Genomic DNA, 11,617 nt, shown 5'->3' with positions numbered 1-11,617 from the left:
GCGCGACAAGCGGTGCCATCAGCTTCACCTATCATGACGACTGGCTGGCCTGGGACCACGCGCTGCCCGTCTCGCTCTCGCTGCCCCTGCGCGAAACCCCCTATCGCGGCGAGCCGGTCACGGCCGTCTTCGAGAACCTGCTGCCGGATTCGGACAGTCTGCGCCGCCGGGTGGCCGAGAAAGTTGGCGCGCGCGGCATCGATGCCTACAGCCTGCTCTCGGTAATCGGACATGACTGCGTCGGTGCCTTGCAGTTCATTGCCGGAGACAACGACCTCGTCGACAATACGGCCGCACTTTACGGGGAAGCCGTCGATGAGGAGACCATCGAGAAGCTGTTGACGGGACTGGCTCAGGCGCCGCTGGGCCTGTCCCGAGACAATGCTTTCCGGATTTCCGTGGCCGGCGCGAAGGAAAAGACCGCCCTGCTCCATCACGAGGGCAGATGGATCAAGCCCCATGGCACGACCCCGACCACGCATATCCTGAAGAGCCGGATCGGGCAGCTGCCCGGCGGGATCAATCTGTCCGACAGCGTCGAGAACGAGTTCTACGGACTCAAACTGGCCGAGGCCTTTGGCCTGCCCGTCAACACAGCCACAATCGAAACCTTCGGCGAAACCAGGGCGCTTGTCATCACGCGCTTTGATCGGCGATGGACCGGCGACGGCCGCCTGCTGCGCCTGCCGCAGGAGGATTGCTGCCAGGCGCTGTCCGTGCCCCCGACCCTGAAGTACCAGAACGAGGGCGGGCCGGGCGTGGGAGATGTGCTGAACCTGTTCAAGGGCAGCGACACGCCGATCGAGGACCAGGAGACAGTCCTCAAGGCGCAGATTATTTTCTGGCTGATCGGAGCGACGGACGGCCACGCCAAGAACTTCAGCCTGTTCCTGGGGCCGGGCGGCAGCTATCGCATGACGCCGCTCTATGACATCCTGACAGCACAGCCCGCCGTGAGCGCCCGCCAGATCGCGCGCAAGCAGATGAAGATGGCGATGTCCGTCGGTGACAAAAGGCATTACCGCTTCGACGAGATCCACGGGCGGCATTTTGTCCAGACGGCCATGCGGGCGGGACTATCGAGGAAGCGCTCGATCGCTATCCTCGACGAGATGGCGGAGCGGGCACCACAGGCGCTGGATGTAGCCATGGCAGCACTGCCGAAGGATTTCCCGCCAGAGGTCCCTGAGGCCGTTCACCAGGAGGTGATGGAGCGCGTCAGCGGGTTACGGGTTGAGCGGTAAGCTTGACCGTACGCTATCCAAGATAAACAAGGCTGCTTCCCGTCTCACCCTTTTATCCTGCCACAACGAGCACTTGTCCGACCCCTGAAACCCGCTGATCACCTCAGAGTGTAGCGATGTTCACGGGAAATCATTTACCGCTTATTTCGCTCTCAATCGCCTCTTCTCAATATAACCAGCTATCTCCCCAACCACTCCCTTCCTGAACATCATCACGCAGATCACGAAGATGACGCCCTGGATAATGGTCACCATCGACCCCATTCCGGCGAGATAATTCTGCATGCTGACAACGATAGATGCCCCAACTATTGGGCCCAGCATGGTTCCCATGCCGCCCAAAAGGGTCATGAGAATCACCTCCCCGGACATCTGCCACTGTACATCCGTAAGGGAGGCAAGCTGGAAGATGAAGATCTTGGTACTACCCGCCAAACCGGAAAGGGCGGCGGAAATGACAAAAGCCAGGAGTTTGTAGCGATCCGTATCGTAGCCAAGGGATATTGCCCGGTCTTCGTTTTCTCTTATGGCGTCCAGGACCTGGCCAAAGGGGGAATAGATCGTGCGGTAGATGATGCCCATCCCGATCAGGAAGATCACCAGAACAAAGTAGTAGATTGCAAGGCTTGAGCTGATATCGATAAACCCGAATACAGGGGCACGGGAGATTCCCTGAAGGCCATCCTCTCCTCCAGTGAAAGGCGATTGCAAACAGAAGAAGTAGACCATCTGCGCAAGCGCCAAGGTAATCATGGCAAAGTAGATTCCCTTGCGCCGAATCGCGAGGAATCCGAAGACAAGCCCGAGCATGGCGCCAACGGCTGTACCTAGCAGGATCGCAACCTCCGGCGTCGTGCCCCATGTGGTCATCGTATATCCCGACACATAGGCAGCCATTCCAAAGAAGGCCGCGTGCCCGAACGACAGGAGGCCGACATAACCGAGCAACAGATTGAAGGCTGCCGCAAACAGGGCGAAGCAAAGCACCTTGGCAAGGAACACCGGATAGAGCAGCGTGGGCCCGATCAATAGGAATGCCAGCAGGGCCAAAAGCAGCAGAGTTTTCTTCTTAGCAAGACTGGTCATGTTAAGCGGCCTTTCCAAAGAGGCCACTGGGCCGAATTATCAGGACGATGGCCATGATGACGAAGATTACGACATTGGATGCCTCCGGCCAGAAGACCTTGGTCAGGCCCTCACAAAGCCCGAGCATGAAGCCCGTCAGAACAGCCCCCATGATGGACCCCATGCCACCAATCACGACGACAGCGAAAACGATAATAATCAGATGAGACCCCATGAGTGGGCTGACCGAGTACATCGGTGCAGCCAGAACCCCGGCAAAGGCTGAAAGAGCCACGCCCAGACCATATGTCAGGGTTATCAGCACCGGCACGTTCACCCCAAAGGCGAGTACCAGATCCGGATTCTCCGTAGCTCCCCGCATCAAGGCGCCCAGCTTCGTTTTTTCGACCAGCAACCACGTAGCCAGGCACATCAGAAAGGCCGCACCGAGCACCCAAGCGCGGTAAACCGGCAAGAAAATGAACCCCAAGTTGATGCCGCCACTCAAGGCCTCCGGGATATCAAACGACTGGCCTGAAACACCGTAGATCTGTCGGAAAGATCCCTCGAGTATCAGGGCCAAGCCGAATGTGAACAGCAATCCGTAAAGATGGTTAAGGTTATACAGGTGGCGCAAGAACACCCGCTCGACTGCCATTCCAACCGCACCTACGATCAGCGGTGAGAGGATAAGGGAGGGCCAATAGCCAATGCCCAGGTACTGCAAGGACATCCATGCCACAAAAGCCCCCAGCATGTAGAAGGCACCATGGGCGAAATTGATGATGTTCAGCAGTCCGAAAATCAGAGCCAGCCCCAGGCTGAGCATTGCATAAAATGCGCCGTTGATTAGCCCCAGAAGCAACTGCCCCATTAGCGCGGGCATTGGGATACCAAGAATATCAATCATCACAAGAGGGCCCTTCCATGACCACGCTCAAACACCGAGATACGCCTTGAGCTTGTCCTGGTTCGTTCGAACTTCCGAAGCGTGCAGTTCATCGATAACTACGCCATGCTCAACAACGTAATGACGGTCGGCCATACGCGCTGCGAACCGAAAGTTCTGCTCGACCAGAAGAATGGTCAGGCCCCGCTCCCGAAGACTGGCAATAACCCTGCCAATCTGTTTCACAATTACAGGCGCAAGTCCTTCGGTGGGCTCGTCTAGGAGCAATGTCGTCGCGCCAGTCCGAAGGATCCGTGCGATAGCAAGCATTTGCTGCTCGCCACCGGAAAGAGTTGTGCCCGGGCTTCCGCCTCGCTCCTTCAGGATTGGAAACTGGTTGTGAAGCTCATCGAGCGACATGCCACCCTTATCAATGATGGGCGGAAGAGTAAGATTCTCGGAAACACTGAGCGTTCTGAATATGCCGCGCTCCTCGGGACAGAAAGCCAGACCCAGGCGCGCCACATGATTGGCCGGCAAGGAAATCGTTTCCGTGCCGTTGAAAACGACCTCCCCCTGACGTTTGGCAACCATCCCCATGATCGAGCGCAGTGTTGTGGTCTTCCCAACACCATTGCGACCTATAAGGGTTACGACCTCTCCTTTCCTAACCTCGAAGTTCATGCCCTGGAGAATATGACTCTCTCCGTACCAGGCGTTGAGCCCCTTTACGGAAAGCAAGGGATCACTCGTCATCTTCATCTCCCATGTAGGCCGTGATCACTTCCGGGTTTTGGGAGACCTCCCTGTAAGAACCTTCCGCAAGTACCTGGCCAAGCTGGAGCACAGTAATTGTATCGGAGAGATCGGCGACAACATTGAGGTTGTGCTCTACCATCAACACCGTTCGACCTTGCGAAACACGGCGGATCAGATCGACCATCTTGTGGATGTCACCGCTGGCCATGCCGGCCATCGGCTCATCCAGAAGCAGGATTTCCGGATCCAATGCAATTGTCGTTGCGAGTTCCAGGGTGCGTTTGCCCCCATAGGAGAGCTCGGAGGCAGGACGATGCTTGAAAGCCTCCAGTCCCACTTCCGCAATCAATTCATTTGCACGCTCGTTGACACTGTCTAGCGCACTTCTTGAACGCCAGAAGTGATAGCTGATTCCAAGCTTTCGCTGCAGGGCAACACGTAGATTTTCAAGCACTGTCATCCCTGGAAAAACAGACGAAATTTGGAAGCTGCGGACCATTCCCATGCGCGTCACCGCAGAGGGTTTCGTGCGGGTGATATCCTCGCCATTCAGCAGAATACGCCCCGACGTAGGCTGCATGAACTTGGTCATGAGGTTGAAGCAGGTCGTCTTCCCGGCACCATTCGGGCCGATGAGCGCGTGTATGGTATGCCGTCGAACCTTCAGATCCACATCGGAGACTGCCTTAAACCCTCCGAACGACTTGGAAAGCTTTTCCGCCACCAGGATATTCTCACCACCGGTCACATGAACCTCCCGTGAGCCACCACCGACTGCATCGTCACGGCTGCCCGCCCTGCGAAGCCTTGATCGCTTTTAGGACAGGCAGGAGATATTCTCGGAACTTCTCCGGATTCTCGCTCATGGGGAAATGCCCCATATCGCGCATGGTGGTAACTTCGACGCCTCCAATCAGGCGAGCGACTTCCTCGGTATCCTCTGGCGATGCAGAGTAATCGTACTCTCCGGTCAGCAGATAGAGAGGACAAAGCTCCGGATCGATCTCATGCAAACGATCTCGAATATCGCCGTCGATCTTGTAGAAATGTAAGTCACCTCGGAAAATTCCCGGGCCACCCTGCATGTAGTGCCAGAGAGTTTCCCAACGGTGATCCTGAGGACTGGTGGGTGCCACCAGCCCCGACACCACAGCAGCACAGACTTCACCGTGCACATCCTGTCTGTAGAGCCAGGAGAGGTCATAGTAGGAATCCACATGCCCTGATGACTGCAACCCAATCAATGCCCGGAAGCGGTCGGGATGCTCGTGTGCCAGGTGCAGGACGATACGACCGCCGATCGAACAACCCATTACCACCGGAGAATGCAGCTCAAGCGCCTCGGAAACCTTGAGCACCAGATCAACATAGGCCTGTGTGGTGAGCCTGTAATCTTCATCTTGCCAGCCGGTCGGTGGAGAGGATTTGCCATGCCATGGCATGTCAAACACGATCACCCGATAATCACTGGTAATATCGGGATCATTCAGCAAGGCCCTGTATTGTCGACCGTCGGCTCCTGCAGTATGCAAGCACAGCAAGGGAATGCCATTTCCAGCTTCCTCGAAGTAGATGCGGTTTGTTCGCCCCGCGATCTCGACGTGTACATAACGTCCGACGATCGGCTCGATATAGCCAGCCATCTCAGACCTCCCGTTCCCGAAGAGAGGCAAAGACCTCCTTGAAGTAGAACAGGTTCACCATGAAGCAGTGAAGGTCGCCCTCAAGGCGCAGCTTGCGGCGCTTCAGGAGTGCGAAGAGATCGTGAGAACCTGGCGGCGGTGTCGGACTCCAGAACAGCTCCCATTCTTCCTTTGGCGCAAAAATGCCGAAGGTATAGCTGGGCATCACGAAGGGCCCCTTTTCCACGGAGTCGATTGCCCCTCTTCTTATGGTGACACGGTAGGTTTCGTTACCGATTCCGACGAGAAGAACCTCGTCAATACGGTTCCCTTTCTGCACCAGGCGCTCGTTCTGATTGACTAGCTCTTTCAGGCGCTCAATCATTTCTTGCCCTCCCCTTTTGAAGCATTTCCTTACGTCTCGTGTCTCACCTGTCGCTTGCCAGGACTGCAAGCGCATCCAGGGGAATGACACCGGCTCCCTCCGCCTGGATACTCAGGGGATTAATTTCAGCTTCAAGAATGGCGCGCTTCGGGTGTTCCGCGATCCGGGAAAAGGCAATGATCGTGCGCACCAAGGCCTTAATATCGGCGGGCGCCCCCCCGCGATAGCCCTTGAGCGTCGGTGCAATGGTCAAGGAGTCGATCATCTCAAGAGCCGTTGCCTCGTCGACTGGAGCCAAACGGATGATTCGCTCCTTGCTCAGCTCGGCCAGGACACCACCCTGGGAAAGAATGACCACCGGACCGACCTGCGGATCATCTGCATAGCCCAGCAGAAGGTCCGCCATGCCCTTGACCTGAGGCGCAATCAGCACCTGCTCGACATCAATCCCCGCCCGTTCACGCACGTTCAGTGAGATGTTCTCAATCGCGGCCCGCAGCTCTTCCGGACCCTCGATATTCAGAACAACACCACCTGCTTCCGTCTTGTGGCTGAGCTCATCCGACAAGGCTTTAGCAACAACCGGATAGGGAAAGGGCAGATTCTCTGGCACAGCCGCAGTTACGGCCAACTCCAAGCTCTGTGTCGCAGGCACACCCAGGCTGGCAAAAAGATCCATGGCTGCTTTCTCGGACAGCGAATTGCGCGCGCCTTCATACCGGTTAACCGTTCGCGCAGGCAGGCGTGGAGCACGCACATCCAGAAAGGCACCGACAGCATCGGCGCAGGCTTCAGGTGTACGAAAGGCAGGTATACCGGCATCGGCCATAAGCCGCAGGGCATGCGGTGCCTCGGGAACAACGAAGGCGGCAAGCGGCTTGCCGTTGTCCTCACCGTCCAGGATCGGCTGAATGGTTTGCTGTGGCATGGTCCGTGCTGATGAACCGATAACGACGATCAGAACATCGAATTCCTGGGCATTCCTGAGAACCTTCAGGGCCGCTGTCATGGCGTCGTAGTTCGCACCCGCCAGGGTAAGGTCGATGATTCGGCCTGGACCGACCTCCAAGCCGGCCTCGGCCAGTTTCGATAAGGTGCCTTCTGTGGGACCAACTACAGAGATACCTTCGACCCCAAGTTGATCCACCACCATGGCAGCGCCGCCCCCAGTGGTTGTAACCACACCGACGGTTCCGCGCCTGCGTGGTGCCTTCGACCAGCCGGCGAAAAGCGGCGCAGATTCGAACAGACTTTCCAGGTGTGTGACACGAGCAACCCCGTTGTCGCGAAGAAAGGTATCGGCAACGTTGTCATCAGAGAGCATGGCACCCGTGTGCGACACTGCCAGTTCCTGTCCTTCCGAGGACCGGCCGAGCTTGTAGGCCAACACGGGTTTACCTGCAGCGTGTGCGGCAGCGGCGAACTGGGTTAGGGATTCTGCATGCCGGATGGTTTCCAGGAAGAGAAGAAAGCCTTCGACTTCAGGGTCATCAACACTCCCCATGGAGAGCGTGCCGATGTCCATATCGACTTCGTTGCCAACCGAAACAATGCGGGAAAAGCCCAATCCACGGTCTTGAGCGCGCGAAAGCAGCGAGCCCAGCATACTGCCGCTCTGGGAAACCAACATGAAACGACCGGGATCCAGCCTTGGTTCGAAGAAGGCCGCATTCGCGGTCAAGCTCATGCCATTGTGCGTATTAACCACACCCAGGCAATTGGGACCGATGATCCTCGTTCCTGTCTCCCTGACCAGAGCACGCAACTCCTGCTCCCGTGCAAGCCCTTCAGCACCTGATTCGGAAAACCCACTGGCCAGGATTGACACAACGGGCACCCCACGTTCGGCGCAATACCGCGCAGCCTCCATGGCCCCGTCTGTGTTCAGTAGAATATATGCGTGGTCCGGCGTTTCCGGCAGATCCTCTATACTGGGAACCGTAGGATGCCCAAATACTTCTTTCTGACGCGGGTTCACCACATGGATCCGACCCTGAAAACCATGTTTCTGAAGGAACTGGAACGGCCGTGCCGTTGTTTTATTGGGATCTCCGGAAGCCCCGACCAAGGCAACAGAGGCAGGCTTGAACACACAATCGGATAGACGGGTGGCGCGCATGGAAGCAATGGACCTCACTTGTTTGGACGCTGCGGGAAGCGTTCTCCGAAGACGGACTCGGCAATGCGGTTCTTCAGTATCTCAGTAGAACCACCCGCAATCATCCAGCCGCGCGTACGCCGCATGCAGTATTCCACCAAGCACTCGTCGCTATAGCCGGTTGCGCCCATAACCTGCATCGCTTCATTGGAAACCTCGAAGCCCGCCTGATTGCAGGTCAGTTTGGCAACCGCAGTGTCGAATGCAGAAGGCAAGTCGTTGTCTGCAGCTGAGGCTGCCTTGTAGAGCAGCAACTGCGCTGCTTCGAGCTTCACGGCCATGTCCGCGAACTTCCATTGGAGTCCTTGGAATTCGCAGAGCCGACGATCGAACTGCTTGCGCGTCTGGGCATGTTCCCGAGCAATGTTGTAGGCGTGTCGCCCCACAGCCAGAGAACGAGCCGCATTGCCAATACGCTCCACATTGAAACCCGACATCTGCTTTTTGAACCCCCCGGGTCCGAGCAGGACATTCTCGGGTGGGATGTAGCACTGGTCGAAATAAAGCTGGCACCATTCCTCACCGCCCATGAACTGAGAGGGCTGGCCAACCTCGAACCCCGCCACACCACGCTCGACCAGGACAGAGCCGATCCCCGAAACACCAGGCCCGAAACGGCAATAGATCAGGTAGACATCCGCTTCACCGCTGTGAGTCCCGAATATCTTGCTTCCGCTCAGGCGATAACCCTCGCCATCCGGCTCTGCAGTGGTTTTGAGATCCGTGACCGCAGAACCGGCATCCGGCTCGCTCATACCCAGGGAAATGACTTTCTCACCCTCCAGAAGCGGCTTCAGGTAACGCTTTTTCTGATCTTCGCTACCATATTCGGCAAAGGTTCGGATCGGGCCGAAGTTGCCGGCCTGCACGACGTCAGCAGAGCGCGGGCAGACCAGGGCCACCTGTTCGATGGCGATCACCGCATCCATAAGTGTACCGCCAAGTCCACCTTCTGAGTCCGGCACGGTGATACCCAGCAGGCCATTTTCGGCCATCAGACGCGCAACATCACGTGGGAAAGCCGGATTGTGCGCACGCTCAAGGGCACCTTCGGCTAAGTGTCGTTGCGCAAACCCGCGCACAGAATCCTGGAAGATTCTCTGCTCTTCGGTAAGTACAAAATCCATGTCGTGACAGACCCCAAGTCCAGCGGCTCAACTCGTTCAGAGGATCCGCGTTATGTACCGGCCGGGACAGCCGATCAGTAAATTGCTCTGAGTTGCACTCGTTCAGAAGGAAAGCCCGCTGCCCCAGAACCTACCGGAACAGCGGGCCAGTTTCCTGTGTTACTCGACCAACTCACAACCACCTTCGGAAAGGGGGCGATAGGCCTCCTCACCTGGAACGGTAGCTGCGATTTCATAGAAGTCCCATTCTTCGGTTGATTCTTCAGGTGTCTTGACCTGCATGAGGTACATGTCCCGAATCACGCGGCCATCTTCACGGATATAAGCCTCATCCGTAGTCATGTCGTTGATTGGCAATTCGCGCATCTTGCTCATGACCGCATCGGCCTCATCCGTGCCAGCAGCTTCAATGGCCTCGAGATAGTGCATCACACCAGTATAGACGGCGATCTGCAGGCTGGACGGTGCCCGCCCATCAAAACGCTCCATGAAGCGACGGCTCCATTCCTCCGTCTCATCATTCATCTTCCAATAGGCGTTTTCTGCAAGAAGCAAGCCCTGAGTATCCTCAAGCCCAAGCGCATGGATATCGGGAAGGTTTACCAGCAGGCCAGCCATGTCCTGACCGCCTTGAATGATACCGAATTCACGCGCCTGCTTCATGGAATTGATCATATCCGAACCGGCATTGGCCAACCCGATCACCTTCGCCCCAGAAGACTGCGCCTGTAGCAGGTACGACGAGAAGTCAGAAGTGCCGAGTGGATGACGACTGGTTCCCAGAACCTCGCCGCCGTTGGCCTCCACGAATTGTGCGGCGACTTCCTCAAGGCTATGGCCAAAACTGTAATCGGCTGTCAGGAAATACCAGCTGTCCTTGCCCTCAGCGACCAACGCACTGGCTACCACGTTGCCATAGGCATAGTTGTCGTAAGCCCAGTGGATGCCATTTGGTGAACAGTGCTCACCGGTCAGGGCTGGCGACCCGGCACCTGTGATCAGTGCGATCTTGTCTTCCTGCTCAGCCAGGTCTTGCGCTGCCACCGCTACGGCGGATGACCCAAGTTCAGTCACCATGTCGACTTCCTCGACATCAAACCAGCGGCGTACGAGACTGGAGCCCACATCAGCCTTGTTCTGGTGGTCGGCCGAGATAATCTCGATAGGAGCGCCATTCACGGAGCCACCGAAATCCTCCGCTGCCATTTCGGCTGCCAGTACGGTTCCGGCACCCAGGTTATCGGAATAGGGACCCGCCATATCCGTCAGCACACCGATCTTGACTACATCGTCCGAGGTCTGTGCCAGCCCTGCCGCCGGCAGACCACAAACCATTAAGGCCGCCAAGGCCGTATGGACTTTCCTCATCGTTTCCTCCTCTGAATATATGTGCAGTCAGTTCTGCACACTTCGTATCCGGTCTTCTGCCGGAATCCTGATGCTGAAGGTTGGCAGCCCGATAGCGGGAAAACCACTTCACATCGCTCATGGCCCCATTACTATTTGGAAGGCAAATCACCCTTCGGAGGCACAATTCGACCGCAGGAACCCTTCAGTAAGGATCCGCAAGTGGCATCTCGTGCAGCAAAGCGATATCCATTTCCGAGAGATCCAACGCAGGATAGAGTCTGCGCACTTCGGGGTCGTGGCCTGGAATGATGTGTCGGGAAGACTCCGCCAACTCATCGATCAGCCGCCAGCCCTCCAGCATGTCGCCGACATTGAATATGGCCGGAAATGGCGAGGATTCCATCTTGTTGCGGTAATAATGCGCCGCATCCGATGCCAGCACGATCCACCCACGCTTGGTGTGTACACGCACGACCTGCAGGCCATCCGTATGCCCGCCGACGCGATGGAGACTCACCCCTTCGGCTACTTGTCCCGTTCCGTTATGGAACCGCACACGCCCGTCGAAAACATGCCTGACCAGGTCCTGAACATCCGCGACAGCATAGAAGTGATTCAAACCAGGGTGCGCCATATAGCGCCCCGTCGCAAAACACATCTCGGACTCTTGAACGTGAAAGCAGGCCCGAGGGAAACTGTCCGTATTGCCTGCATGGTCATAGTGAAAATGTGTAAGCACCACATGGTCGACAGCCTCCGGATCAACACCCAGAAGCCTCAACCCCTCGACGGGCGAACACAGATAATCGCGCTTCCGGGAGGCTGCTGAAGCTGGGCTGAATCCCGTATCCACCAGAATGTTCACTTCGGCGCCCCGGATCAGCCAGACGTAGAAATCCAGCGGCATCTCGCTGTCATGCAGATCGGCGGCCGGCCGGTTTAGGAAGTTGTCCCTGGCCGCACGGTTCACCGTGGCATAACGCAGCGCGTAAACCTCGTACTCACAGATAGCCATGCC

General features: G+C 57.0%; 11 protein-coding genes. 1 reads left to right on the top strand and 10 read right to left on the bottom strand.

Translation table 11 applies throughout. From position 1 onward, the window contains the following. On the top strand, positions 1 to 1,244 hold a 1,244-nt coding region (locus ACFOW6_RS18010; RefSeq protein ID WP_382423817.1), incomplete at its 5' end, for a type II toxin-antitoxin system HipA family toxin. Between the two features lie 141 nt (positions 1,245 to 1,385). Here ACFOW6_RS18010 and ACFOW6_RS18005 read toward each other — a convergent pair. The 10 genes from ACFOW6_RS18005 to ACFOW6_RS17960 form a co-directional block, all read right to left on the bottom strand. Continuing rightward, entirely contained in the window at positions 1,386 to 2,330 is a 945-nt protein-coding gene (locus tag ACFOW6_RS18005) for a branched-chain amino acid ABC transporter permease (RefSeq protein WP_382423816.1), read from the bottom strand. A gap of 1 nt (position 2,331) precedes the next feature. Further along, complete coding sequence (locus ACFOW6_RS18000; RefSeq protein ID WP_382423815.1) at positions 2,332 to 3,219, bottom strand: branched-chain amino acid ABC transporter permease; 888 nt, start codon at positions 3,217 to 3,219, stop codon at positions 2,332 to 2,334. A gap of 27 nt (positions 3,220 to 3,246) precedes the next feature. Then, positions 3,247 to 3,954: an ABC transporter ATP-binding protein gene (locus ACFOW6_RS17995; RefSeq protein ID WP_382423814.1), complete on the bottom strand. Its 708-nt coding sequence runs from the start codon at positions 3,952 to 3,954 to the stop codon at positions 3,247 to 3,249. Next, the gene (locus tag ACFOW6_RS17990; RefSeq protein WP_382423813.1) at positions 3,944 to 4,705 is read right to left on the bottom strand and encodes an ABC transporter ATP-binding protein; all 762 of its coding nucleotides are present in this window, start codon (positions 4,703 to 4,705) and stop codon (positions 3,944 to 3,946) included. The genes ACFOW6_RS17995 and ACFOW6_RS17990 overlap by 11 nt, the downstream gene beginning before the upstream one ends. Positions 4,706 to 4,739: 34 nt before the next feature. Continuing rightward, entirely contained in the window at positions 4,740 to 5,600 is an 861-nt protein-coding gene (locus ACFOW6_RS17985; protein ID WP_382423812.1) for an alpha/beta fold hydrolase, read from the bottom strand. A gap of 1 nt (position 5,601) precedes the next feature. Continuing rightward, positions 5,602 to 5,964 carry a hypothetical protein gene (locus ACFOW6_RS17980; protein WP_382423811.1) on the bottom strand — a complete coding sequence of 121 codons (363 nt, stop codon included), beginning with the start codon at positions 5,962 to 5,964 and terminating at the stop codon, positions 5,602 to 5,604. Between the two features lie 43 nt (positions 5,965 to 6,007). Beyond that, on the bottom strand, positions 6,008 to 8,083 hold the full coding sequence (locus tag ACFOW6_RS17975; RefSeq protein WP_382423810.1) for an acetate--CoA ligase family protein: 2,076 nt from the start codon (positions 8,081 to 8,083) through the stop codon (positions 6,008 to 6,010). 14 nt (positions 8,084 to 8,097) lie between these two features. After that, entirely contained in the window at positions 8,098 to 9,249 is a 1,152-nt protein-coding gene (locus ACFOW6_RS17970; RefSeq protein ID WP_382423809.1) for an acyl-CoA dehydrogenase family protein, read from the bottom strand. A 159-nt stretch (positions 9,250 to 9,408) separates the two neighbouring features. After that, positions 9,409 to 10,617, bottom strand: coding sequence for an ABC transporter substrate-binding protein (locus ACFOW6_RS17965; RefSeq protein WP_382423808.1), 1,209 nt, complete (start codon positions 10,615 to 10,617; stop codon positions 9,409 to 9,411). 184 nt (positions 10,618 to 10,801) lie between these two features. Continuing rightward, complete coding sequence (locus ACFOW6_RS17960) at positions 10,802 to 11,614, bottom strand: N-acyl homoserine lactonase family protein (RefSeq protein ID WP_382423818.1); 813 nt, start codon at positions 11,612 to 11,614, stop codon at positions 10,802 to 10,804. Positions 11,615 to 11,617 lie beyond the last annotated feature (3 nt).

Origin of the sequence: Fodinicurvata halophila, assembly GCF_042651425.1 — a bacterium.
Taxonomy (GTDB): domain Bacteria; phylum Pseudomonadota; class Alphaproteobacteria; order Kiloniellales; family DSM-21159; genus Fodinicurvata; species Fodinicurvata halophila.
The sequence above is the reverse complement of the archived record's forward strand: the minus strand, read 5'-3'. Positions and strand labels throughout refer to the sequence as shown.

Coding starts and splice junctions, on each gene's coding strand:
- ACFOW6_RS18005 (WP_382423816.1), bottom strand. CDS start 2,330: ATGACCAGTCTTGCTAAGAAGAAAACTCTGCTGCTTTTGGCCCTGCTG.
- ACFOW6_RS18000 (WP_382423815.1), bottom strand. CDS start 3,219: ATGATTGATATTCTTGGTATCCCAATGCCCGCGCTAATGGGGCAGTTG.
- ACFOW6_RS17995 (WP_382423814.1), bottom strand. CDS start 3,954: ATGACGAGTGATCCCTTGCTTTCCGTAAAGGGGCTCAACGCCTGGTAC.
- ACFOW6_RS17985 (WP_382423812.1), bottom strand. CDS start 5,600: ATGGCTGGCTATATCGAGCCGATCGTCGGACGTTATGTACACGTCGAG.
- ACFOW6_RS17980 (WP_382423811.1), bottom strand. CDS start 5,964: ATGATTGAGCGCCTGAAAGAGCTAGTCAATCAGAACGAGCGCCTGGTG.
- ACFOW6_RS17975 (WP_382423810.1), bottom strand. CDS start 8,083: ATGCGCGCCACCCGTCTATCCGATTGTGTGTTCAAGCCTGCCTCTGTT.
- ACFOW6_RS17970 (WP_382423809.1), bottom strand. CDS start 9,249: ATGGATTTTGTACTTACCGAAGAGCAGAGAATCTTCCAGGATTCTGTG.
- ACFOW6_RS17965 (WP_382423808.1), bottom strand. CDS start 10,617: ATGAGGAAAGTCCATACGGCCTTGGCGGCCTTAATGGTTTGTGGTCTG.
- ACFOW6_RS17960 (WP_382423818.1), bottom strand. CDS start 11,614: ATGGCTATCTGTGAGTACGAGGTTTACGCGCTGCGTTATGCCACGGTG.